The 23,060-nt window shown below is 55.8% G+C and carries 34 protein-coding genes; 9 read left to right on the top strand and 25 right to left on the bottom strand.

Annotation, left to right across the window (positions count from 1 at the left end; all coding sequences use genetic code 11):
- Positions 1-7: 7 nt before the first annotated feature.
- Positions 8-745, bottom strand: a complete 738-nt coding sequence (locus tag WCX72_RS10090; protein WP_345969662.1) for a CpsB/CapC family capsule biosynthesis tyrosine phosphatase — start codon at positions 743-745, stop codon at positions 8-10.
- Between the two features lie 60 nt (positions 746-805).
- Here WCX72_RS10090 and WCX72_RS10085 point away from each other — a divergent pair, with 60 nt between their 5' ends.
- The 9 genes from WCX72_RS10085 to WCX72_RS10045 all read left to right on the top strand — a co-directional run bounded on the left by WCX72_RS10085 (position 806) and on the right by WCX72_RS10045 (position 6,350).
- Entirely contained in the window at positions 806-1,573 is a 768-nt protein-coding gene (locus WCX72_RS10085) for a TonB family protein (RefSeq protein ID WP_345969661.1), read from the top strand.
- A 49-nt stretch (positions 1,574-1,622) separates the two neighbouring features.
- Positions 1,623-2,672: a dihydroorotase gene (gene pyrC, locus WCX72_RS10080; RefSeq protein WP_345969660.1), complete on the top strand. Its 1,050-nt coding sequence runs from the start codon at positions 1,623-1,625 to the stop codon at positions 2,670-2,672.
- Complete coding sequence (locus WCX72_RS10075) at positions 2,669-3,328, top strand: response regulator transcription factor (protein WP_345969659.1); 660 nt, start codon at positions 2,669-2,671, stop codon at positions 3,326-3,328. The genes pyrC and WCX72_RS10075 overlap by 4 nt, the downstream gene beginning before the upstream one ends.
- Entirely contained in the window at positions 3,318-4,163 is an 846-nt protein-coding gene (locus WCX72_RS10070; protein WP_345969658.1) for a HAMP domain-containing sensor histidine kinase, read from the top strand. The genes WCX72_RS10075 and WCX72_RS10070 overlap by 11 nt, the downstream gene beginning before the upstream one ends.
- The gene (exbB, locus tag WCX72_RS10065) at positions 4,153-4,614 is read left to right on the top strand and encodes a TonB-system energizer ExbB (protein WP_231018906.1); all 462 of its coding nucleotides are present in this window, start codon (positions 4,153-4,155) and stop codon (positions 4,612-4,614) included. The genes WCX72_RS10070 and exbB overlap by 11 nt, the downstream gene beginning before the upstream one ends.
- On the top strand, positions 4,604-4,981 hold the full coding sequence (locus WCX72_RS10060) for a biopolymer transporter ExbD (RefSeq protein ID WP_231018905.1): 378 nt from the start codon (positions 4,604-4,606) through the stop codon (positions 4,979-4,981). The genes exbB and WCX72_RS10060 overlap by 11 nt, the downstream gene beginning before the upstream one ends.
- 12 nt (positions 4,982-4,993) lie before the next feature.
- Complete coding sequence (locus WCX72_RS10055; RefSeq protein ID WP_345969657.1) at positions 4,994-5,323, top strand: glutaredoxin domain-containing protein; 330 nt, start codon at positions 4,994-4,996, stop codon at positions 5,321-5,323.
- Positions 5,324-5,397: 74 nt separating this feature from the next.
- Positions 5,398-6,027: a class I SAM-dependent methyltransferase gene (locus tag WCX72_RS10050; protein ID WP_345969656.1), complete on the top strand. Its 630-nt coding sequence runs from the start codon at positions 5,398-5,400 to the stop codon at positions 6,025-6,027.
- Between the two features lie 95 nt (positions 6,028-6,122).
- Positions 6,123-6,350 carry a hypothetical protein gene (locus WCX72_RS10045; RefSeq protein WP_345969655.1) on the top strand — a complete coding sequence of 76 codons (228 nt, stop codon included), beginning with the start codon at positions 6,123-6,125 and terminating at the stop codon, positions 6,348-6,350.
- 392 nt (positions 6,351-6,742) lie between these two features.
- Here the strand turns inward: WCX72_RS10045 and WCX72_RS10040 are convergent, their stop codons facing one another.
- The 24 genes from WCX72_RS10040 to WCX72_RS09925 form a co-directional block, all read right to left on the bottom strand.
- The gene (locus tag WCX72_RS10040; RefSeq protein WP_345969654.1) at positions 6,743-6,979 is read right to left on the bottom strand and encodes a hypothetical protein; all 237 of its coding nucleotides are present in this window, start codon (positions 6,977-6,979) and stop codon (positions 6,743-6,745) included.
- On the bottom strand, positions 6,972-7,244 hold the full coding sequence (locus tag WCX72_RS10035; protein ID WP_345971550.1) for a DUF6527 family protein: 273 nt from the start codon (positions 7,242-7,244) through the stop codon (positions 6,972-6,974). The genes WCX72_RS10040 and WCX72_RS10035 overlap by 8 nt, the downstream gene beginning before the upstream one ends.
- An 89-nt stretch (positions 7,245-7,333) precedes the next feature.
- Complete coding sequence (locus tag WCX72_RS10030; RefSeq protein WP_345969653.1) at positions 7,334-7,726, bottom strand: hypothetical protein; 393 nt, start codon at positions 7,724-7,726, stop codon at positions 7,334-7,336.
- Positions 7,723-8,124, bottom strand: coding sequence for a glycoside hydrolase family protein (locus WCX72_RS10025; protein ID WP_345969652.1), 402 nt, complete (start codon positions 8,122-8,124; stop codon positions 7,723-7,725). The genes WCX72_RS10030 and WCX72_RS10025 overlap by 4 nt, the downstream gene beginning before the upstream one ends.
- A gap of 25 nt (positions 8,125-8,149) precedes the next feature.
- Positions 8,150-8,374, bottom strand: coding sequence for a hypothetical protein (locus WCX72_RS10020; RefSeq protein WP_345969651.1), 225 nt, complete (start codon positions 8,372-8,374; stop codon positions 8,150-8,152).
- Positions 8,371-8,619, bottom strand: coding sequence for a hypothetical protein (locus WCX72_RS10015; RefSeq protein WP_345969650.1), 249 nt, complete (start codon positions 8,617-8,619; stop codon positions 8,371-8,373). The genes WCX72_RS10020 and WCX72_RS10015 overlap by 4 nt, the downstream gene beginning before the upstream one ends.
- A 92-nt stretch (positions 8,620-8,711) precedes the next feature.
- Positions 8,712-9,086 (bottom strand): hypothetical protein, encoded by a 375-nt coding sequence (locus WCX72_RS10010; RefSeq protein WP_345969649.1) that lies wholly within the window; start codon positions 9,084-9,086, stop codon positions 8,712-8,714.
- 72 nt (positions 9,087-9,158) lie between these two features.
- Positions 9,159-9,569 carry a hypothetical protein gene (locus WCX72_RS10005; protein WP_345969648.1) on the bottom strand — a complete coding sequence of 137 codons (411 nt, stop codon included), beginning with the start codon at positions 9,567-9,569 and terminating at the stop codon, positions 9,159-9,161.
- Between the two features lie 59 nt (positions 9,570-9,628).
- Complete coding sequence (locus WCX72_RS10000) at positions 9,629-11,119, bottom strand: hypothetical protein (protein WP_345969647.1); 1,491 nt, start codon at positions 11,117-11,119, stop codon at positions 9,629-9,631.
- Positions 11,103-12,026 (bottom strand): hypothetical protein, encoded by a 924-nt coding sequence (locus WCX72_RS09995; protein WP_345969646.1) that lies wholly within the window; start codon positions 12,024-12,026, stop codon positions 11,103-11,105. The genes WCX72_RS10000 and WCX72_RS09995 overlap by 17 nt, the downstream gene beginning before the upstream one ends.
- Positions 12,027-12,036: 10 nt before the next feature.
- Complete coding sequence (locus WCX72_RS09990; RefSeq protein ID WP_345969645.1) at positions 12,037-13,344, bottom strand: hypothetical protein; 1,308 nt, start codon at positions 13,342-13,344, stop codon at positions 12,037-12,039.
- Entirely contained in the window at positions 13,341-16,607 is a 3,267-nt protein-coding gene (locus WCX72_RS09985) for a hypothetical protein (RefSeq protein ID WP_345969644.1), read from the bottom strand. Before WCX72_RS09985 ends, WCX72_RS09990 begins: the two co-directional genes overlap by 4 nt.
- Positions 16,604-16,849 carry a hypothetical protein gene (locus WCX72_RS09980; protein WP_345969643.1) on the bottom strand — a complete coding sequence of 82 codons (246 nt, stop codon included), beginning with the start codon at positions 16,847-16,849 and terminating at the stop codon, positions 16,604-16,606. The genes WCX72_RS09985 and WCX72_RS09980 overlap by 4 nt, the downstream gene beginning before the upstream one ends.
- Positions 16,850-16,896: 47 nt before the next feature.
- On the bottom strand, positions 16,897-17,256 hold the full coding sequence (locus WCX72_RS09975; protein WP_345969642.1) for a hypothetical protein: 360 nt from the start codon (positions 17,254-17,256) through the stop codon (positions 16,897-16,899).
- Positions 17,256-17,720: a hypothetical protein gene (locus WCX72_RS09970; protein WP_345969641.1), complete on the bottom strand. Its 465-nt coding sequence runs from the start codon at positions 17,718-17,720 to the stop codon at positions 17,256-17,258. Before WCX72_RS09970 ends, WCX72_RS09975 begins: the two co-directional genes overlap by 1 nt.
- 4 nt (positions 17,721-17,724) lie before the next feature.
- Positions 17,725-18,090 (bottom strand): DUF3168 domain-containing protein, encoded by a 366-nt coding sequence (locus tag WCX72_RS09965; protein ID WP_345969640.1) that lies wholly within the window; start codon positions 18,088-18,090, stop codon positions 17,725-17,727.
- The gene (locus WCX72_RS09960; RefSeq protein WP_345969639.1) at positions 18,087-18,491 is read right to left on the bottom strand and encodes an HK97-gp10 family putative phage morphogenesis protein; all 405 of its coding nucleotides are present in this window, start codon (positions 18,489-18,491) and stop codon (positions 18,087-18,089) included. The genes WCX72_RS09965 and WCX72_RS09960 overlap by 4 nt, the downstream gene beginning before the upstream one ends.
- Complete coding sequence (locus tag WCX72_RS09955; protein WP_345969638.1) at positions 18,484-18,810, bottom strand: phage head closure protein; 327 nt, start codon at positions 18,808-18,810, stop codon at positions 18,484-18,486. Before WCX72_RS09955 ends, WCX72_RS09960 begins: the two co-directional genes overlap by 8 nt.
- Positions 18,807-19,385 (bottom strand): head-tail connector protein, encoded by a 579-nt coding sequence (locus WCX72_RS09950; RefSeq protein ID WP_345969637.1) that lies wholly within the window; start codon positions 19,383-19,385, stop codon positions 18,807-18,809. Before WCX72_RS09950 ends, WCX72_RS09955 begins: the two co-directional genes overlap by 4 nt.
- Positions 19,382-19,774, bottom strand: coding sequence for a hypothetical protein (locus WCX72_RS09945; RefSeq protein ID WP_345969636.1), 393 nt, complete (start codon positions 19,772-19,774; stop codon positions 19,382-19,384). The genes WCX72_RS09950 and WCX72_RS09945 overlap by 4 nt, the downstream gene beginning before the upstream one ends.
- Before the next feature lie 10 nt (positions 19,775-19,784).
- Complete coding sequence (locus WCX72_RS09940; protein ID WP_345969635.1) at positions 19,785-20,966, bottom strand: phage major capsid protein; 1,182 nt, start codon at positions 20,964-20,966, stop codon at positions 19,785-19,787.
- Positions 20,963-21,598, bottom strand: coding sequence for a peptidase (locus tag WCX72_RS09935; protein WP_345969634.1), 636 nt, complete (start codon positions 21,596-21,598; stop codon positions 20,963-20,965). Before WCX72_RS09935 ends, WCX72_RS09940 begins: the two co-directional genes overlap by 4 nt.
- Positions 21,582-22,805, bottom strand: coding sequence for a phage portal protein (locus WCX72_RS09930; RefSeq protein WP_345969633.1), 1,224 nt, complete (start codon positions 22,803-22,805; stop codon positions 21,582-21,584). Before WCX72_RS09930 ends, WCX72_RS09935 begins: the two co-directional genes overlap by 17 nt.
- The gene (locus WCX72_RS09925; protein ID WP_345969632.1) at positions 22,802-23,011 is read right to left on the bottom strand and encodes a hypothetical protein; all 210 of its coding nucleotides are present in this window, start codon (positions 23,009-23,011) and stop codon (positions 22,802-22,804) included. Before WCX72_RS09925 ends, WCX72_RS09930 begins: the two co-directional genes overlap by 4 nt.
- Between the last annotated feature and the right edge of the window lie 49 nt (positions 23,012-23,060).

The following is a 23,060-nucleotide window of genomic DNA, read 5'->3' as shown; positions in this document are numbered from 1 at the left end:
GCGCCGTTTAAAGGGTGTTGTTGCGGAGGGTATTGTTGCGCTGCACCTTGGCGACAACGTCGGCATGCAGTGTTTTGGTCAGGGCGTCGATATGGCGCCGGTGGTGGGTGTCGGATCCGAGGTAGCTGATCCATCCTTTATCCATCAGACGGCGGGCGGCTTTCTGCACCGGTTTGGAGTAGTACCCTCCCAGGGAGTTGATATTGACCTGGAAACGTACCCCCTTCTCCTTGAGGCGGGGATAAGCCTCTTCATCCTTGTGCATATAGAGATAGCGCTCGGGGTGGGCGAGCACGGGCTGGTAGCCGCGGCCCTGGAGTTCGAAAACGATGGTCTCAAGGTCGATGGGAGGGATCACATAGGAGAGCTCGAAAAGTACTTCATTTTCGCCGAAGGTGAGCAGCTCCTCTTTCTCAATCAGTTCACGGAAGTGCTCGTCGACATAATACTCGGAGGCCGCGTCGATGCTCACGGGGATCCCTTCGGCGTCGACCGCAGTGCGCAGCGTGTCGAGCCCTCGCAGGATCGTGTCGCGGGAGTTGGGAAAGCGGTGCATCATGATATGCGGCGTCGTGATCAGGCGGCGGTACCCCAGGTCGTAGAGGGAACGCACGAGGCTCAGTGATGTTTCAAGGTCTTTGGCCCCGTCGTCGATGCCGGGAACAAGATGCGAATGCAGGTCGGTCGTCAGCGGTTCGGAGCTGTTTTTTTCAGGCCGTATCAGGCGTTTTAGTCTCTCGTACATCGCGCAATCATAGCAGAAGCAGATTAATACTTTTGTAATACTTTTCGGTTAGGATACGGCATGGCACGTTCCCCGCAGGCATTTCTGGTTTCACTGTCACTGCACCTGGTGATCGGCATCGTGTTGCTGATCGTCGTGCTGCCGAAAATTCCGCTGTCGGTTTCGTCCGAGGCCCCGCACTACTGTCTTTCACTGTCGCGGGTGGCGCCGACGCTGCCGCCGAAAAAGAGCGAGCAGGCAGTAACGCCGGCGCCAGCTGTTGCAAAGCCTGCCCCCGTCCGGAAGAGAGAGCCGGAGAAGGTCGTAAAACGCAGGGAGGTCGTCAAGCCGGCGGTTGTGATGAAGGCCCCAGCGGTCAAACCGGTACCGCTTGTCGAAGCGGAGCCGGAGGTGGAACCGGCACCGGTCATTGAAGAGACACAGCCCGATACGCCGGTGGAAGTGATAGAGGAAGCCGAGCCCGTCGCGGCGGCCGAAGGGGAAAGCACGGCCGAAACGCCCGCTGCGGCGCAGACCGGAGCGGCAGACACTGCTGCGCAGCAGAGCAGCGAAAGTTACATGAATGAGCATCTGGCTGTCATTGCGCAGCTGCTGCAGCGCCACCTCTACTACCCGCGGATGGCGCGCAAACGCCATATCGAAGGGGAGGTCATCGCCAGTTTCAGGGTGGAAACGGACGGCACGGTTCATGACGTCTCGGTCGAGCGGCATGCCCGCGCCATTCTGGACCGGGCTGCCGTTCGTACGATTACGTCGCTCTCAGGCCGTCTGCCGCACCCGAAACACGCGCTGACACTGCATGTCCCGATCCGCTTTGTGCTCAAATAAATCCGTGAAATGTTAGAATAAAGTATTGATTAAGACTTCAAGGATTTTGATGAAAACGCATACGCTTTTAATGCCACTGGACATGCACCTCCACCTCCGTGACGGAGTAATGCTCGAGACGGTCGCTCCGCTCAGCGCCTACAGCTTCAGCGGGGCGGTCGTCATGCCGAACCTCGTCCCGCCGGTCACGACAAAAGAGGATGTTCAAGCCTATAAAGAGCGTATCTTCACGGCCCTCGGAACGCCGCTGAGCGACGAGGACGATTTGTTTGAAACGACGAACGCGGACTACTTCGAGCCGATGATGACCCTTTTCTACCAGCACTATGAGCGCGATTTCCTCGAAGAGGTGCGCGACGACATCTTCGCCGTCAAGCTCTACCCCGCCGGGATCACGACGAACTCCGAAGGCGGTGTCAGCAGCTTTGACCTTGATGCCATGCGTCCGACCCTCGAGGCGATGAGCGCCCTGGAGATCCCGCTGCTGATCCACGGCGAGACTGACGGCTTCGTCATGGACCGCGAAGCGGAGTTTATGAACGTTTACGAGATGCTCGCTTCCAACTTCCCCGACCTCAAAATCGTGATGGAGCACATTACGACAAAGGCGGCGGTGGACATGCTGGAGCAGTACCCCAATCTCTATGCGACGATCACCCTGCATCATCTGCTCATCACCCTCGATGACGTTGCCGGCGGCCTGATGCGGCCGCACCTCTTCTGCAAGCCTATTGCCAAGCGGCCCGAAGACCGCGAGGCGCTGCTTGAAGTGGCGCTTGAGGCGCATCCGAAGGTCATGTTCGGTTCCGACTCCGCGCCGCACCCGCAGCATAAAAAGGAGGCCTGCGGCTGTGCCGCCGGCGTCTTTACGGCGCCTATCGCGCTGCAGGCATTGTGTGAGCTCTTCGACCAATACGGTAAACTGGAGAACCTGCAGGCGTTTGTCAGTGACAATGCGCAGAGTATCTACGGCATTTGCCCCGAGTTTAAAGAGGTGACCCTCTCCGACACCCCCTTCACCGTTCCGGCCAAATACGGCGACGTCGTTCCGATGTTCGCCGGCGAAACGCTCGGCTGGAGTATCGAAGACGTGCTATGACGACGGCCAGCATCCTCCTGCTTGAAGACGATCTGCTGCTGGGCGAGACGCTCGGCGACTTGCTTGAGGATGAGGGCTACCGCGTACGGTGGTGCCGTAACGGTCAGGAAGCGCTTGATGTGACGTTTGAAGAGAGTTTCGACCTCTATCTGCTCGACATTAACGTCCCGCAGGTCGACGGCCTGACGCTGCTCTCCGAACTGCGTTCCGCGGCCGATACGACGCCGACGATCTTCCTGACGTCGCACAAAGAAAAAGAGAAACGCAAAGACGGCTTCACGGCCGGAGCGGACGACTACCTGACCAAACCCTTTGACAACGATGAGCTGCTGTGGCGCATCACCGCGCTGCTGCGCCGAAGCGGCAGGCTCGAGGGGCTTTGCAACGGGCGTCTCTGCCATGACGCGGAGCATCATACCGTCCTCTTTGACGGCGATCCCCTCGAGTTGACGCGTAAAGAGTACGACCTGCTGACCCTGCTGATGCGTCACTGCAACAAGACCGTCACGAAGGCGATGATCGAGGAGGTGCTCTGGAGCGCCGGCGAAGCGGGGAGCGAAGGGGCAGTACGCGTCTACATCAACCGGATCAAACAGCTGATCGGCGCGGAGATGATCGAAAATATCCGTGGAGTAGGGTATCGCCTTGTTTCGTAACTTCTTCCTGGCAATCGCCTTCTTTTACGTCGTCTCGGTACTGACAATCGTCGCCGGGGTCTTTGTCCTCCAACTGCAGTTCGAGATCTTTTCCATCGTCTCGCTCCTTTTCATCGCCTTGCCCTTTGCGCTGCTGCTGGGGTGGATGTTTTCCAAGATCGCGATCGAACCGCTTATCAGCCATTTTGAAACCCTGGAACGCTTTTCCAAGGAGACGCTGCACGAGCTGAACATCCCTGTCAGCACGATCAAAACGAACGCCCAGATGCTCGAGAAGGGGTGCACGGATGAGAAGGCGCGCAAGCGCCTCGGACGGATCGCCTCGGCCTGCGAACTCCTTGAGGCCCGCTACGACGAACTGGACTACCTGATCAAAAGCCAGATGCAGCGCGAGCGGATCGACACCGTTGCGGTCGCCCCGCTTTTGCAGGAGCGCTGCGAGGCGCTGCAGGAGATATACCCCGGTGTGACGCTGGCGTGTGATTTAGAGCCCATTAGTCTGAAACTCGATAGAATGGGCCTCATTAAAGTCGTGGACAATCTGATCGACAATGCGGTCAAGAACTCCCCAAAAGGGACGACGATAAGCCTGCGCCTGAAGGCCAAACGCCTGGAGATCAGCGACGAAGGGCGCGGTATGGACGAGGTCGAACTCTTCAAGGTGTTTGACCGTTACTATCAAAGCGACGACTCCCTGCCGGGTTACGGGATCGGGCTCGATCTCGTCAAACGCTACTGCGACCGGCACAAGATCGGGCTCAGTATCGATTCGACGCCGGGGCAGGGGACGACGGTAACATTAAATTTAGCGGAGGTAGCAGAAGATGCAGGGTAATTGGTTGGAGTTGGCAGAACAGTTGTTGGACTATGGAGTCATGGGCACATTGCTGGTGATGAGTGTGATCGCTCTGTGGCTTTTTATTGAGCGGCTGATGTATTACAGAGGCGTCGACGTCAACTCCTATGAGAGCAAGGAGCTGCTGGAGCTTGATCTCAGCGACAACCTTTCCACGATTTCGGCGATCGGTGCCAATGCGCCCTATGTCGGGCTGCTGGGAACGATCCTCGGGATCATGATCACCTTCTACGGTCTCGGCGAGATCGGCGCGGTCGATACGAAAAAAGTCATGACGGGGCTGGCGCTGGCGCTGAAGGCGACCGGTTTCGGTATCCTCGTCGCGATCCCTTCCATCGTCTTCTATACGGCGCTGCTGCGCAAGATGGAACGGCTGCTCACCTACTGGGACGTCAACACGCAAAAAGGGAATCAGCGGGATGCAGCGTAAACGCTTTGATCAGATCAACGTCATCCCGCTGATCGACATCCTCCTCGTGCTGCTGGTCATGGTCGTGACGACGGCGACGTTCATCAAGCAGGGAATCCTGCCCGTGGAACTCCCCGATGCCAAGTCCGCGGACAAGAAAGAGGACCACAAAGAGATCGATGTTTACGTCACCAAGGACGGGAAGTACCATCTCGACAAGACGCCGATCAGCGTCGCGGAGCTGGAAAAGCGTATTGCGGAGATCCCCAAAGACCAGACGGTGGTGCTGCGCAGCGACAAAGACGCGACCTTTCAGAACTTCGTGACGGTGATGGACCTGCTCAAGAAGTACAACCACGAGCAGCTCTATATCGTGACGAAAGAGTAGGGCGACAGAGCGATGGCGGAGAAACCCAAGAGCAGACCACAGGGGAAAAAACCCGGAGGCACCAGGCCTGCCGCTTCAAAAGCCGGCGGCAAGCCGAAGCCCAATAGCCAGAAGCCCGTAGCCCTCTTTACGGCGCCGGGCTGCTCCTGGTGCGATAAGGCAAAGAAGTACCTCAAGAACAAAGGCATAAGGTTTCGCACCATCGACATCTCCAAAGATGCCAAGGCGGCCAAGGACTGCATGCGCCACGGCTGCCGCGGCGTCCCGGTCGTGCTCATCGGCAACCGCTGGATCTGCGGCTTCGACCAGAAGAACATCGACAAAGAGCTGGGGCTCTCCTAACGGTCCGGAGCCGATTTTTTTGCCGACGGTACGCTCGTATCACCGGTCTCAACAGTGAACGCTAAAGGAACCATATGGCGAATACGGCAGAAGCATCCCGCAAGGAGCACTGGGACAACCTTTTCAGGTCAAAAACCTATACCGATGTCTTATGGCATCAAACCACTCCCGCCAAATCCCTTGCACAGATAGAACGATTTTCGGGCGCGGAGGATGCCGTCATCGACGTGGGGTGCGGCGCTTCATTGCTAGTCGACAATCTCATCGCGAAGGGGTACCGCAGCCTCTGTCTGCTGGATGCGTCCGAAGCCTCGTTGCAGATCGTGCGGGATCGCCTGGCGCGGGATGCGGACATCCCCGATTATGTCTGTTCGGATATCGTCAATTTCAACCCTCAGAAGCAGTTCCGGGTCTGGCATGACAGGGCGATGTTCCACTTTCTGCAGGAGGCGACTGAGCGCCGAAAGTATTTTGCGGTCCTGCATGCCTCCCTGCTTCCCGGCGGAACCGCCATCATCAATACCTTTGCCGCTGACGGGGAAACCGAGTGTGCAGGCTTGAATGCGATGCAGTATGACCGAAACAGGATGGCGGCAGAACTCCCCGAAGGGCTGCAGCTTGTCGATGCCGAGGGTTTTGTCCATACAACGCCAAGAAATACGGAACAAAACTACGCGGCTTTCTATATCAGGAAAACGCACTAATATAGATACCGGCAGAACGCCAGTGCCGTAGATGGGCACGCTTCGAACATAATCTGCAGTTAAATAATTCGCATATTAAAATCAAAGGAAACTCAATGTCAAACCATCATCAAAAAATACTCATAAGAAGTATTGAACAGCGTATTCAGCATATCGACTTGGCTGCCGAAAACCTGAACAAAATCGGTACGTACGATCGCGACGATTTCTATTTTGATGAACCGGAAATAAGAGAAAAATATGTACAGGTGCGTGACTCGTTAAAGGAGATACGAAATTATCTGACTGACACCATCATGAAACTTGAAAATAGAGAGAAGTAGAGCAAAAGATCGTCCCGATCGAAAGGCGTGATACATCACACGGTTCTAAATAAAAAGTTCTCTCGAAATGACACGTATGAGCATAGTGAGCAGTGCTTGAATCTGGGAGCTCTGTAAATAGGGAGTTTTTAGGTGGATGGTGTCAAGAGAGAGACTTGATACCAGCACCATTTTTACAAGTGCCTAAAATAGGGACTTCATAAACTTTTTTATCTTCTACTATATGCTATCGGCACACATTTGGCATATACATTGGGCACGGCGTGCCCCGCCTCATTTCTTCTTCTCCTCCCCTTTATATTCCTCGTTTTCCTTTCCACACTCCGGGCACTTCGGATAGCTGTCGATGTAGTGCGCTCCGCACTTGCAGTAGATGAATTTCGGGCCTTCGTTCACTGGCATACCCTCTCTGCTTCCCGGTGCGCCTCGATGCAGCGTACCAGCTCGATGACGACCTCGCTGTCGTTCATGTCGGACATGTCGTAGCACTTCGTCTTCTGGACGCGGCACGGGACGGGCACCTTCACCTTCACTGGCCGGTGGACGAACTCGGTGCGGATCTCCGGCTTACATGTGCAGCCGCTAAAGACTAGCGTGGCTGGCAGCAGTAATGCGGCAACTCTACTCATCGTCCACCTCCAACAGTTCTACCGTCTGACCTTTGAGATCATGCGAGCAGTCGTCAAGGTACTTCACCATTCCATCATTGATAAATGAGTGGCTTCGGTAGATTTTCATTTCAGGGCCCCAAGGAACAGGTCCAAGTAAAACACTAGGCTTTAGGGTTGGTTTTTCAGTGTCGCCGTTCCATGACCAATTTCCGGTATCCGCTCTAGACCCTCTCAACTGCACTTGGAGATGTGTTGGATATCCTGCCGGGTGGCACGGTAGCATCAACTTTACGTGCGTAGCTTCCTCGACTGGACACTTCACGAAGGTATGCGTTCCCTCATCGTTTGGAATCAGCTTCATCGGTACTGCTTTCATAGTCCTGCCCCCCTCACGGCCTCGAGTACAGAGTGTGTCTCATAGCATTCCTCCTCTGATACGTTGTCGTCGCTGCGGACGATCTTCAGTTTCTCTACCACCTGCGTCACGGTCACGACCTTCACGTCCGGCGGCTTCTTTCGCCAGCGCTCGACCTCTGCGTTACTCTCGTCAATAGCAGCGTGGAGTGTCACTACGTTCGCATCGCAGTTGGCTTTTGCCGTATGCTCCGCGATGTACGCTTCATTCATCTGGATGATCGTTTGGTCCCTGGCGTCGATATCGCCATTGAGAGAAGCGATATAGATGCGCAGGAAGAACGCTCCGGTGAGAACAGCCGACAGGATTACGCCGCCGGCGATAAGCACAAGATTAAGCGGTACCATCACAGCACCTCCAGTCTTGACATCAGCTCTTCAGCGCGCGACGGCGTCTGGCGGTACCACCTGGAGTCTCTGCCGGCTGCTGCGGCGGATGGGAAGTCTCCACGGCCGAGTGCGGCCCACATGTCCTTGAACTTCATCACACCACCGACGCCCATCTGGTAGGCCATGTTGGCGATGATCTCTTTCGCCGCTTCTGGGAGCGTTTCAAAGACATCACCGGCCGATTCGAGTTGGGATATCTTCGTTTCGAGGCGCATCTTCAGTACCACGGTCGCCTCCTCTTTGCTCAGCGGGAGCTTGCAGCCATATCCTATTGTGGGGAAGCCGAGATGGTCGTTGTACGGATCCCCGCGGAACCCCTCATGCTCTTTCAGTTGTTCGATAAGGTTTTCTTTCCACATGGCCTCTCTCTCCTTCTATATTACTTTATTGCAAAGCGCTGTCGTCAGTTGGCGGCTTTGAGAACCAGTTGAGCACTGCGGGTGCCACCGTTGTCGCTAACACAGCTGTTCCAAGCCATTCGACCTTTGACACATCAATTCCCTTGTAAAGAAGATAGAGAACGGCTATCCCGAACACAGCCCCGTATGCTAGAAGCCATTTGATGATCCGATAGCGGCGTTCGGTCTTTTCTGCTGCGGTTGCCATCATCTTCTCCTGTCAATCCGGTCAAGTGATTTGTTGAGCTGAGATAGCTGGGCCTTTACCCCAGCGAGCTCTTCCCTGGTATCCCTGACGAGGGCAATCAGTTCTTTGTTTATTTCAGATTGCGCCCTGTGGCTCTCTTTGCAGTCCTCGATCCTCTGTTCAAGTGCCGGAACCTTTGTCGCCTGCGTCCCAGCGTATGACATCGTCGCAACAATGATGAGGCCAAGTCCACCAAGGAACCAGTTCATGATGATCCCGGTGCCAATCTCCTTTACTCTATTTGGCATTAGTGTTGACCTCCGATTTTGATGTGGCGACTGTTGTCATTAGGTGATGGCTCCTATATGAACATGGCAATCAGCTTCCAGATCGCCCCTGCAATGATCACCGGGATAGAGACGGCAGCGCCGCCGGCCATCCCTGCGATGAAGTCATAGATATCGACATGGCCCTCTTCCGGGAGCGGCCACCACGGTTTACTCGAAACGTGCTCGCGCCACCAGGAGAACCTTGTGAGCCAGTCGAGCACTCCTTTGAGCAACCCGGCCGCTGCAGCTGCAGCAAGACCAACGAGGCCGGCATCGATCAAGTCGACAGCACCGGTGCGGTAAAGGCTCCGCGCAATGAAAGCAACGACGGCGATGATTGCCACCACTGCCTCATAGATGAAGTGCTTCTTCTTATCCGGCTGGCTCATTTCGTTTAAAAACATCATCTCACTCTCCTTTTATTGAATGACACTGATACCAAGCTTGGCAAGCTCACCGGAAACGAATGACCGCTTTCGTCATGCGTACCCAAGCTCGGCCTTGCGGGCGTCGCCTTCGGTCTTGCATGAGTCAACGTAAGCTTCATATGCCACGCGTTTTTGGTCGGTCTCTGCGCGCTTCATCATACCGATCTCGTCGGCGATGGAGTATCGCTTTGCGATCTCGCGGGCCACCGAGTAATTGATAGCCCGTATCTGCTCCGACTCCTTGGCAAGCGCCATGAAGGCATCGACCGTCAGCTCCTCTATGGCGAGCGCCGAGTGCTGCATTTGCGCAAATGCCGTAATGTCTGCATCCTCTCCTGACACGGAAACGATAAAGTCGTTTCCACCGAAACTAAGCACATTTGCCTCCACTTTCCCCGGCACGATCAGATCCATGATCTCGCCTCCTTCTGTCACCCTGCTGTATTCAAAATACCGAAACATCTTTGTACTCCTTCATTAATATTGGCTTTATGCTTCAGGGCCATCGCTATCGCTCAGCCCTACAAGAAATACGAGGCGCGACCACCCTCAAGGTAGCTCGAGCTCGTCTGGGCGCGGTCCAGAGCGAGCGCGAACACGCCGGCATTCGAAGCGGCGGCCCAATACCCGCCGACAGTCGGGGCCATTTGGTTTTTCCAGTATTCTTTGAAATAGTCGTTCCCGAAAGCGGTAGACCCCCCAGAGCTTCTTCCAAGGGCTGTGGGGATGCCGACCGAAGTGCGTTTGTATGCGTCGCTGGCAGTATCGGTATTCATTTCAAAAACTGTCTCCGTTCCGTTTCCGTACCGACTTGAGAGGTCGGCCGCAACGTACCCGGTCAGGTCAAGCGCATCGTACAGGTCGGGGTCGTATGCCCCGCCGAGCCCCTGGGTCGTATCGTCGTTGACGATGTCGCGGAGATCGACGCTGCGCTTGATGATCTTGAAGTCCGTTGCCGCCGGCACACCGACGACGGCTTCGAGCAGCGTGAAGCCTGATGCGACCTCCCACATGTTTCCGTTCAGGTCCGCGACGCCGCAAGCCTGCCCATTGTGCGTTGTTTTTGCGAACGGTATGCCGGACCCGGTCAACGCACAGTTGCTGTAGCCGGATGCAGTGAACGTCACGCCGCTGTCATTCGTATCGGCCAAGGCGTTGTTATTGCATCCCTTCGGCGCATACGGGAGCACGTCCATCCACGCCGCTTCTGCGGTCGATGGTACTGCATCGGCATGGGCCTTCGCCAAGTCAGCCAGCGCGCGGTACTGCATAATGCTAGGCACGTTGTATCCAGCACCGCGTGTCGCTACCGCAGCGTATATGCCCCCGTCGCGGTTCGGCGGTGCTCCGTTCAGGTTACTGATCGGGTTATGTAATGTACTTGTGCTGCACGGGTCGATCCCGGGGCGGGAGCAGAAGATACCGTTGACATTTCCGCAGGTGTATTTGTCGATAATCATCCCGTTCATCTCTGTGCCTGCATTCAAAAAGGCTGGATGAACGACAAAGCCGGTTTTCGCATAGATGGCGGTTTCGAATGTGTTATCGACATTGTAGTTTATGAAGAACTTCCCAATGTGAACCCCAATGCTCGTTGACCAATCAATAAGGTTGCCGTAATTCGGGCTCGTCTTGTCGTCATGCCCGTAGAGCTTGAACCATCCCGCTGGCACTTCGCTGTCGCGCAGCGCTGCGACGCCGTACCCGATTGTCCCTGCGTCGCCGATTGTGTAGATATCGCTGTAGTCGTCAGGGTCGAACGTCCGGTCGAGCTTCTGCGCCGCGTTGGCGAGATAGTCGAGGTTACGCCCGTCCGTCTCCGTGGCACACAGTGCTGCTACTCTGTCGATGACCGCCTGCTTCGCGGCGATCCACTCCTGCGTCTGCCAAAGGTCCTCCGCGACCGCATCGACGGCGTCGGCCATATAGGCGATGCTCTGCACCGTTGCAGAGGGTGCATTTGCAGTGATGGCGGCAATCGCCGCGAGTCTTGCATCAAGGGTTGTTGACATTTTGAACTCCTATAAGATTGATGTCGTAGATTTCAGCGAGCCCGATTCCGCTTGCGACGTCCTCGACGATAGCGCGGTCATCCGATGCGGACTGGGCGCTTGCTGCTGCTTTCAAGTCGTGATGCAGCGCCGAATACTCCGCCGGGTTTGTCGGTGTCGCCGTGAACGTCCCGTCGCCGACCGAGGTGTAGATCTTGACAGGTACGTCCTCCGGCTCCGTCGCGTAGCTCTCTGCTGTGAGACGCTCCGCTTCCGACTCCCATGCTCTGAGCTGGGAAGATGTTGCACTGGATGAGCTGCTGCTGCTGTCGGCTGCGGCCTTCGCTTCATAATGCAGCGCGGAGTACTCCGCCGGGTTTGTCGGTGTCGCCGTGAACGTCCCGTCGCCGACCGAGGTGTAGATCTTGACAGGTACGTCCTCCGGCTCCGTCGCGTAGCTCTCTGCTGTGAGATGCTCCGCTTCCGACTCCCATGCTCTGAGCTGGGAAGATGTTGCACTGGATGAGCTGCTGCTGCTGTCGGCTGCGGCCTTCGCTTCATAATGCAGCGCGGAGTACTCCGCCGGGTTTGTCGGTGTCGCCGTGAACGTCCCGTCGCCGACCGAGGTGTAGATCTTGACAGGTACGTCCTCCGGCTCCGTCGCGTAGCTCTCTGCTGTGAGACGCTCCGCTTCCGACTCCCATGCTCTGAGCTGGGATGCTGTCACATTATTCCCAGTCTGCGTCACCTGCTCTGCCATCCATGTGAATGCCTGGTTGAGCTCCGTAATACCTGCGTTGTACTCCGTTCCCATCGTCGGCAGCGCCGCAACAAAGGCATCGGCACGCGATTTAAAGTTCGTCTTGTCCGTACTCGACGGCGGTGTAGGCAGTGCCGTTATCGTCGTCGTCAAGGAAGGTGTTGACATGTTTTCTCCTTTAGTAAAGTCCCGTCACTTCCATGGAGACGGTTGATTTTGATGGCCCTTGCAGGGTCACGCCGAAGGATGAAATGACACCGAAAATATTGACGGCCTCGTAGGTATCGCTCTCGTCGCCGATGATGGCGATGGGGGTATTTCTTACTGCCTCCAGGTCAGCGATCACCCTGGCGGTGGCATCCGTATCGACGATGGAGTCAATATCGATCAGCGGGAGGTAGACGGCCGTTTCCGTCGCCGTTGAACTACCATCGGTATTCTGCGTGACGACGGTGTAGTCGACACCTCCGCGGCGCACATCCCAGATAGAGACGGCGATGGGCTTGGCTTCCCCGATGATCATGACTCCGCATGCAGCATTTTCAGTGCCCTTGTCAAACGTGACCTCGATGATGACGTCGCGATCCATTGTGGTCCGCCAGTAGGTAGAAGACTTTCGGCTCTTCGTCATCCATGTGCCCATGAAGTAGGCGAGCCAGTCCTCAGGCTCGAAGGTGAGGTCGTAGGCGTTGTCCTCGATCAGCGCTTCGGTCACGGTGTTGTAGACCTTGATCGTGATGGAGTCGGCATCCAGCCCGGCAAAGTAGAGCCCGTCCACCTCGTAAGCCTCTACCGCCACCGTCAGCGCACCGGTGCCGACCGTCTTCGTCGTGTTCTGTGCGTCGAACATGCGGAGGCTGTTGGCTGGTCCTACCTTCTTCCATACTGTCGTGTCGTTTTCAGGGGTCACCTGGGACCAGTTCGTTGTGTCAACGTCCGGTGTCTCCGCCGTAATGGCCGAATTGGTGACGTAGGGTGTTCCTGGTCCTGCCCCAACGAGGACGAATGCCCCTGAAGCATAGAATGTCGTGTCGTTCCAAAGGTTTCCGCAATCCCAATAGGTGCTTGTGCAGCTTGGTGTCTGCCCAGTGTTCCCAACCTTGCAGCGGTAGAGCTTCCTGAGCATCGGGTACCATGAGTAGACCAATACAACATCACCCGCGCTATAGGTCGTCGTATCGTTCCATGTCGTGTATGTCTGCAGGTCATAGCGCGAATCACTGTCCGGGCTCGGAAGCGACAGGTATTCGCTGAGGAAGGCATACGTGGCGCTGCTATAGTCAACACGGTCACCGGCCGCATACTGAGAGACGTTGCTCCATGCCGGCGGCGTAGCTGGGGCTCCGTCAATGCACTTGTAAATATAGCGGTTATAGATGACCTTATCATCCAGCGCATAGCTACCGGCAGAGTCCCATGCAGGGTACGACGTGTCTGCGGCCGTCGTGCTGAGCAGGTCAAAGGTTTTCTGGGTCAGGAGCGTCATGCGATCACTTTTGTGCGGAGTGCCGGGCCGTCGGTACTCGACCCGTCAAATGCCATGCGGAACTTGTCATTCAGCGCCTGTATTGATTTCGACATCGTGAAGAGGAGCTGCTTTGTTTCGTCATCGGTCTGCGCCGTGATCGTCTGCGGGATCGTCGCCTGGTACTGCACAGTCGGGATGTATGCCGCACTGTTAACAGGAGAAATATTCATGGCCGCCGTGCGGTCATTGACGAGGCCAAGCATATAATCGTCGAACTTGGACAGCTGCGCGGTGTACTCGTTCATCTGGACGGCAGCATCGGCCATGGATTCACCGATGAGCATTATCGCATCCGTGAGCGAAAGCGCGTCGGATATCGTTGAATCGGAAGCGAGGTTGAAATACTCGACGAACTGGTCGAGCATCTGCCCCTGTTCTTCCAGCGTTCCGGTGCGGAACACCTCTTTGGCCTTCGTGATGTCGAAATCGAGCGCGGTGATGGTCTGGTCCAGGAAGCTCGCGAACGCCTCCGCTTCGAACGGACCGCCGTAGATGCCGGAGATGGTCTCTTTCGCGCGCTCCAGGGCGAGGTCCTGCCAGTACGTGTTTCCGCTGAGCCTGTCCGAGAGATCCTTGAACCCGTCGGTCGTGTTTGACAGCTCTTCCGCCAGCTGGATGAACTCCACCCCCAGTTCTCCCACAAATCTCTCAAGCGAGCTGATGGCCTGCGACATATCCCCGAGCATCGGCGTCGCCCCGTCGACCAGGTCGATGAAGTCGGACAGCCCCGTTCCGATGCGGGCGAGGTAGTCCTCACCGGACTCCCATGGCCGTTGCGCACCGATGCTCAGTGCCGCCAGGACATCGCCGGCATTTGCATACGCCGAGGCGCCACCGGTCGCCACGGTCGATACGGTGTAGTCGAACGGGATATCGCTACCGAACAGTTCGTCCAGCACGTCTCTGTTCAAATACGCGCGGCCGAAAGCCTGCTCCTTCTCGTACGTGAGGGCAAATTCGGAAATTGCCTTGGCCGCCCCGGACGCGGTGGCTCCGCTGATGTCCCCGATCGTCTTCAGCACATCAAGTTGCTCGTCGAGCTTGGCCAGGAGCTTATTCGTCTGCTCATCAATGGCGGCGATGCGCTCCTCTTCGAGGCGTATAAGGCGTTCGGTTGCGCTTTCGGAGTCGCTCTCTCCCATCAACGAACCAGCGGCCATGAGCCCGACCCCGGCTGCAAGCCCGATAACATTTCCGCTTCCGAACGAACCTCCTGCAGCTATACTCTGCATACCTGCATTCATTGAAGCCTGGGCAAATGAATTGCCAAGAGCACCCGTCATCGTCTCAATGAAGTTGCTCATATCGAACCCGCCGTCGAAAGCGTCCTGGATCCCGGTCATGAAGGTCTGCGTTACTACGTCGGTCCAGCCGTCAAACCATGTGGCAGCGTCAGGTGCGTTGGCAAATGTTCCCTCGGCCTCCTTCTGCCAGGCAGCATAGAACTTCTGCATTTCGTTCTCGTCGAATAGATCCTTGACGACGTCATGCATGGCCATGTATTTGTCATTGATCTTGTCGACGTCCGATGTGATGACGTTCATCGCGGAGGATAGCTGGCTACCCCACTGGTCGAGCTCTGGGTCATTTTGACGAGCGGCGTAAAATTTCTCCATCTCCTGATTGTAAAAGTGCATCATGGTGGTAGCATCTGCACCTGCGTCTGCCATCTTGACGAGTTCTTTAGTGATATCGTTCAGCTTCCTGTCATAGTCGGTCCCGTTGACTTTTACCTCGATATCGTAGAGGCCTTGCATCCACTCAGCAGCATCTCGTAATGCCTCGCGTTCGGCATCAATGCTCCTGACGAATGCATCAGTTTTGCTTTTGGTATTGGTAATGCTATCCGAATTATCATTGTTCGATTTTGTATTTCCGTCGATGATTACATTGAGGGACTTGATTGCTTCCCTCAGCTCATCCATATGTTTTCTAGCAAGAAGAAGGTCGGCTTCCTCCTGGTTGCTGATGCCCATCAGGCTTACTTTTTTCGTGCTAAGCGTCTGGATCTCAAGCGTGAGATCGCGAAGCTTCTCCATCGCTTTTTTCTTTTCGTAAAGTGCGGTTTCGCGATTAAGCCCTTTTGCGGCCAATGCCGCTTCGTCAAACCCTTCTTTGAGATAGTCGAGCTGCTCGTTGGTGTCGATGAAGGCAGAGACGACTTCTGCGAATCCGAACGCGATCAGGCCGTAAGGCGTGGCGCGCATGGCAACGGAAAGCGCCCGTGTAGATACGGTGGCCACGTTTGTTTTGATAGCCTGGTACTGAAGTGATCTGGCATGAGCCATCGCCGCGGCGGCACCCTGCATGCCCAGCTGGTTTTGAAGCAGAAGCACTTTTGAATAGTGGGATGATGCAGCGCCAGCTACCTTCATGGCAACACCTGTAGAGGCGATACCGCCGGCCAGGAGCCCGGCATACTTCACTCCATCAGAAAGCGACTCCATAGACTGATCATCACTCAAGAACTCGTGGATGTTCCCAAAAAAATCAGCCATGGACGGGAGGAGCTTCGCCCCTATTGAATTTGCGATACCGTCGATATGCTTGCCCATGCGATCGAGGCTTTCGTTGAATTCGGCGGCATCTTTCGCGTACTCATCAGAGATGACAGCTCCGAGGCGCTCCCCCTCGTCACCGAGCTTCTTCAATCCGTCTGCGCCCATGTTCGCCATCAGCACAACGCCGGACGCCGATTTTGAGAAAAGGTCTTGGGCAATTGCGGTACGTTTCGTCTGGTCCTCTACATGTGAAAGTCTGTCGAGCAGCAGAAGAAACGTCGTGTTTGTATCGGTGAAGTGTTCCCTTGCATATTCGGCTGAAATGCCGAGGTCGTCCATTGCCTTTGCCGCTGCACCTGTTCCGTCTCTTTTGAAGTTCTCCGTACGGCGGATCATGGCGGACATCGCCGCATTTAATGTTCCCATAGACACGCCGGTCATGCTCCCAGAGTATTCGAGCCGTGAGAGCTCATTCGCGGTCATGCCGAGTTTTTCGGACAGCTCCTCTATGGCGTCTGCGGAGTCAATTGAGCCGCTTATGATCGATTCAAAAACATGAATAGTTGCGATACCGCCGAGAGCGGCGCCTATGCCCTTCACATAGCCGACAATCTTTTTGGAGCGATCCTGAGAAATGCGGTCCGCTTTGTCCATTCCGCTGACGAGGTTTGATACGTCCGCAGCAACATCGATCAAGACCGTTCCGATTGTATTGCTCATGCTTCCTCTTTAAAAAGTGCTTTGACTTTGGTAAGAAGGGCTGACGCCTTCGACTTCTGTTTCTTTCGCTTCGTGGCGCATACCATGAAATCCTGCATTTCTCCCGGCTTCTTCCACATAAAACCGGAGATCATCTGTATGAGCATGGCTATCTGTATTTCCATGCGTTCCGATGCAGGAGGCTCGATGCTGAAATACTCTTCCCACTCCCTGAACTCTTCGTAGCTGAGCGTCGCGTCCATCTCGGCGAGCGACCGGAAGCCAAGTGCGTGCGCTACCCGGAAGAGCCTCAGTCGGCCTTCGACTTTTTTGGCTCTTTCGACCCTGTGGCGACCATGTATGCTTCAGACACAATCGACTGGACAGGACCGGCGAGGCAGTACAGCTCGTCAACGCTGTCGAAAAGCTGCTCACCTGCATCATCGACCATGGCTATGACCGCGATCGTTGCCTGGAGGCGCTGGAAGTCTTTCGGGAGGACCTTTTTCTTCCCTTCTTCACCGTCGATGGTCTCGAGGAAAGCCTCCTCGATCTCGATGCGCTCCGACATAGGCATCCTGCGGATGCTGATATCGGCATCGAGCGCATCGATGCGGTGCGCCACGACCTGCGGCTTCAGCTTTTCGAGGATCTCTTTTTTACTCAGCATCAGACGGCCGCCGCTGTTTTAGTCGTGCTGCCGATCTGTGCCGCCGTGATGGATGCGAGCAGCTTCCCGTCGACTTCACCGTCGACCTTGAATGCCGTCACCTTGACCAACTTAGTAAACTTGGTACCGTTCGTGCCGAGCGAGTTGTTCAGTTCGATGATGATCTGCACCTCTTCGTTGTTGTCGATGCCGCTTTCAAGCTTGTTGACGCCTTCGGACGCTTCCGGGTCATAGAGCACCTGTGCCGTGAAGTCGCCGTTCATCAGAGAACCAACCGATACGATCTCATCGTAAGCAGAGTTGTTTATCGGCGTGTACTTCTTTGAGTTGCGCGACTTGTCGATGATGGGGTTGATGTCCTGCAGGTGCCCGATCTCGGACGGGGACCCCGCCGGCGTTCCGCCGGGCGCGGCGTCGACTGATACCGTCAGACCTTCAAAATCCGGTGATGTAGTAGTAGGCATGTGGTTATCCTTTCACATAGAATTCAATGAGCTGACGATGCAGCCTGGTTTCCGGTTCAAACGGCATTGCACGCGAGTTAAAGCCGTGCGCTTTTTGCGCAAAGCTGTGCATGGCCGTCTGTACCGCATCCTTGACGGCCAGAGTTTCGTCGAAATCTTTACTCCAGCAGTCGACCTGAACAAGGACCTCCTCCCCCCATGGCACCCTCTTGTTGATGGACTGCAGTTCCCGGTTGTTGATCACCTGGTAGGTGATCGCCGGACTCTGGCAGTCCTGGGGCATGGTGAGAGGATATATCCTCGCGTCTACCAAAGCGCTCACGCCGGAGTCGTTTGACAGATGCGAAAACAGATCTGTTTCGATGCTCATCTTTTGGCCTTTTCAATTTCTTTCGGGATCCGCTTTGCTGCGTACTTCTTTACGGCGTCGATCGTTTCGGGCCCCTTGTTCTCAAAGGCGGGGCGTGCGAAGGGGATGGCTGCCATCTTCGAGGTGCCGTACTCGAGGAAGTGTGCTTTCCAGCCGCCCTTTGACTTCCGGGGGCCCACAGAGAATTTCACAATGTTCTTGTTGTCGCTTTTGCGCCTGACGATGCCGACAGACTTGCGCGTCTGGGCAGTGTCGTCGTGCGGCTTCAGGTTTTTCTTTTCCTCTTTTGCCAGCAGCGATGCGCCCGCCCGGACAGCGCCGACCATGATGTTTTTCTGAACGTTCGGCGGGAACTGCTTCAGCGCTCTGCTAAGCTCTTTCAGACCGCGTGCTTCAGACATCGAGCACCTCCGACGCAAGCAGCTCAAGACTGCGCTTCCTGCCGGTGATGTCGCGGGGCGGTTCGATCTGCCAGGTCGCCCCGTCGAGCTCGAACCGCATCCCGGCCTCAAGCCCTGGAACGTAGCGCACGTAGAGCTGCTTTGTCACCATGCTGTTGAAGCGCTGTGACAGGAAGCGGTTCTCCGCCTTGATGTCCCTTACGTCTGCACGAAAGGTAGCGATGACGGTGTCAAACGCCTCTACTGGCGCACCGGTAGCCGAACGTGTCGTCGTTGCCGAATTGATCACGATCTTGGTACGCAGCGCTCCGGATCTCATAGCCATCTCACCTTATACTTGCTTAGGAGATAGCGGTCGTATTCGCTTTCGGCGATCTCCGCCTTGACGCCGACCGTCTGCTCCTCGCGCATCTCGTACATCGTCGCGACGCGCTTCTTGATCCAGTGCTTTATGGGCGCCGGGACGTCTGCCGATGCCCCGTACCCGCATACGAACGTCACCCGGACGCCGTCGATGATATTTTCGACGTCCGGGTAGGTTGCGTCCGGGTGGCGTACGATCTCCGTGACATCACCCTTGCCGACCAGGTAGAGCGCCGCGTCAAGCGTGGAAAACACAGCCTCTCCGTCCGGGATGTACTCCACGGACGTCACCGAAGCCATCGGCGGCTTCGGAAGCTCAAAACTGAGCGGCAGATCGTCCATGTACAGCTCATAGGTCGCTGTCAGGAATTGCCGCCCTGTGATCTCCTCAGCCTGCTCGGTAGCGACGGCGATCAGCGTGTCGATGTAGGCATCGTCATCGCCGTGCAGCACATTGAGATGCGCTTTCGCTTCCGCTGTCGAAACAACCTGGCCGGATGGAGACGTTTTGAGCACGAGGTTCATGGTCATTTCCCGTTGCCGCCTTCTTCAGGCCTGAAAGGCGGTTCGCCTTCCATGCGGGTTTTGACGAAGTCTTCGATCTCCTCATCGGAGAGAATGACGCCCGCTAGAGCGGCGGAGACTTCTGCCTCTTCGCGGTAGATGCCCCGCAAGCGCTCTGTCAGCTCGTCCTTTTTCGCGACGGCATCGATGGCAGCCTGCTTTTCGGCAGCTTCCTGTGCAAGCTTTTCCCGTTTTTCGAGGGCGGCTTCATAATGTTTTTTAACCTTCGGTTCCGCTTCGCCACGTTCGATACGCAGCAGGGCCTCTTCGAGGGGAAGATCAACCTCTTCCCCTGCTCCGAAGCTCCCGTCTGTTCCTGAAAGTCCTGTGTTCAGGACTACCTTCAACTTATCCATGACTTAGCCTTTACAACTGTGTCAGTGTCTTGACTGCTTCTGCAAGTGTCAGGCGTCCGTCAACACGCTTGTGCATACGGAAACCTACCTGTCCGTTGGCTGCATACAGTTCGTTGAGGCGCTGCATGCTGACGCTTCCGCGATCACCGATCTGGTAGTAGCCGAAGTCGCCGAAGGCGATGGACTTCACACCTGTGGCGACGGCAGGCATGGAGCTGCTGTATGCCACAGGGCGCCCGAGAAGCATGTCAGGGACACCTGCCTGCAGGCCGGGCTGCCAGAGATACTGACCGTTAGAGTCTTTGAGCTTGCGAAGCAGTTTCGCCGTGCTGTCGTTCATCAGCCATGTGCCGTTCTTGCGGTACCCTGCCTTGACGGAGTGGAACAGATCGATGATCTCGTCGGCGGTGATCGCCGTGGCGCTGGCCGCCGTTACGCCGTTCGCCGCATCGAGCAGTACGCCGCGCGGTTTACCGGTGCCGTCTCCGTTTACGAATGCCGCCTCTTCCGCTGCGCCGAAGGAGCGTGCGAAGTTCTGCGCGATATAGGCCTCGATGTTAATGAAGGAGTCGTTGAGCAGCTCTTCGGAAACCTTGATGATGCGGCCGAGCTTGTGCGCGCCGAGCTGCATACGACCGAAGACCGGATCGGATTCAGGATATGCACCCTCTTCATCGACCCATCCTGCATTGCCACGCGTATTTTCGAGCGGGATATTTTTGGTACTCATCGTCGTGACGACAGAAGCAAGACCGCGGAAGACGTTCTCATCGTCAAGTGCCTGAACAAGTGAAGTCTGGAACTCCTGCGGCACGATGTATCCGCCTTCGGAGTCGGTGCCTACCTGCAGCGCACGGGTCATGGGCTCCGTCATGGCATGGCGGCGCTGTGCCGTCCAGAACGCTTCACGGTAAAGCGTTTTTTCTTTGTCATCTTCGTTCCGGTTTCCTCCGTTCGGAGATGCAACAAGCGGCTGGCGCTGCGGCTGACCCATGTACTGCGAGCGTGCTTCTGCTTTTGCCTGGCGCTTTTCTGCATCTTCGATATTCGCACGGGTTTCATCGAACTGCGTTTCGAGTTCGTCGTAGGTTTTCTTCTGCTCGTCGGTCAGCCCATCAGGGTTTTCGTCGAGCATGGACCGCATTTTTCCATCAAGTTCCGCCAGGAAGGCGCGCAGTTGTTCAAGGTTCATTTTGTGTCCTTTGTTTTGAGGTTTAGTTTTCTGCGGAGGATGTCCGCGCTGTGAAGCTTGGGCTGCACGCCTTCGCCGCCTTGGGTTGCCGAGCGCCCGACTGTCGCACCGCCGTCGAAACCGCGCCAGACCGCCGAAAGCTCGACGACCTCGAAGTCGGTGACAAGCACATGCATCGGCTCGCCCTTGGTTTCAGTAATCTGCACATCGTTGACGATATACCCGACGGAGACATCGGTAAGGATGGCATCAGCATATTTGCGAAAGACGTCGTAGCTGTTCGTGTCCGTGCCGAAGTAGGCGTCCACTTTGAACGCTCCAGCATCGACTCGAGCATTTTCAAGCCGCGCCACTGCGTTATCGACGCTTTTCGCATGGTCTTTGAACATGGTTCTGAGCCGGTCGAACTTCGCGCCTTTGACATCGAGCTCTTCGATATAGATCTCATCGGTCCACCAGTCCATCCGCTCGCCTGCATTATTGGCGCTGATGGCGACAAACGGCACCATCTTTTTATCCTGGTCGATCAGACCGGTATCGACCGCCCGGAATGCCTGGCATGATCCGGCGCAGATGCGCTGTGACATGCCGACTTCATTCATGCGGGCGATGATCTCAGCCTTGGTTCGCATTTTGCTGTCCCTCCTTTGTGAAATTGAGCGGGACGATGATGTCGTCCAGCCCTTCGATGGGGTTAAGGTCTTCGAGTTCGCGCGCCTCGTTACGCGTCATCCAGCACCCCTTGGTGATGGCAGATTCGTAGGCTTTGTAACGGGACTCTGTGTCACCGCGTAGCAGCGCCCCAAGGTTGAAGCGGACGAAGTACGTCTTTTTCTCCGCAGGCGTGAAGAGCTTGCGCTTCATCTCTTTTTCCATCCGCACAGCCCAGGGGCGGATGGCGTCGATGACGAACTCGAGCGACTGCTGCTCGATATTGGAGAAGGTCGCTTTGTCGAGTTCGTTGATCTTGTGTAGCGGTACGCCGAACATGGCGGCGATTTCGGCCTTGGTAAATTTACGGCTCTCAAGGTACTGTCCGTCTTTGTTGCTAATAGTGATGGGGGTGAACTTGAAGCCGTCCTCTAGCAGGATTGTCTTACCGACGTTATCGGCTCCATGGTACTGTTCATTAAAGCTGTCTTTAAACCGCTTGAATGCAAGGTCACTCATTTCACGGACGCCTTCGCCGGTGACGACGCCGCTCGGGTAGGCACCGTTTTTGAATAGCGTGCCTCCGAACTCTTCAAGGGTGATCCCCATCCCGATTGTATTGCGGTTGTAAGTTATTGCGCTCATGCCGATGATGCCGTCAAGGCTCATCCCGATGAAGTGCAGCACCTCTTCGGCGGACAATGGAACTTCTCCATAGGATTCACTGCGGTAGATGTAGCCTATTTTTCCGCTGGATAGACGCACGACCGTCATACGGTCAGCGTCTAGCGGGTAGATGCCGATGATCCTTCCGGCCTGACTGCGGACGATCTGCGAGTAATGGTTCCCGCGAAGCAGCAAAACGATCAGCACGACCTGAATCCATGTGAATGAGGTCATATCATCATTCGGCTCATCATGGAGAAGGAAGTGCAGCGGATGGTCGAGCGCCTTTTCCTTGTAGGTCTTCCCGTTTTTCGTCATGTTGCGATAGACGGAGAGCGGGAGGGAAGCCATGGACTCCGATACGATCTTAACGCAGGCATAGACGGTGCTATGCTCCAGCGCAGTCTTCTGTGTGACATTCGCGCCGGACTTCGACGCACCGCCGAACATGGCAGACAGCCATTCGGTCGGTTTTGCTAGCGTAGACGTTTCCCGATGCGAAAGGCGGCCGATCAGGCTCATGCTTCACCGCCGTTTTGCTTTTTCGGATATTTTTCGCGGACAAACTGCCAAAAAAGGTATGAGATAAGGGAAGAATGGGCGAAAAATGCGGCTGAAATAGCGTAATTTTTGTACTGCGGGAAGGCCAAAGCGGCGGAAATTCCGAAGCCTGCGGCGATGAGAAGCAGGAAAAAGTAAAGGAAAAATGCAGTTTTCAGCTCGTTCATGCTGAAAATCTACAACCAAAAATCGTTAAAACGCCGTTTCATAATCAAA

This window comes from Thiomicrolovo immobilis (genome assembly GCF_039645955.1).
Lineage (GTDB): Bacteria > Campylobacterota > Campylobacteria > Campylobacterales > Sulfurimonadaceae > Thiomicrolovo > Thiomicrolovo diazotrophicus.
The sequence above is the reverse complement of the archived record's forward strand: the minus strand, read 5'-3'. Positions and strand labels throughout refer to the sequence as shown.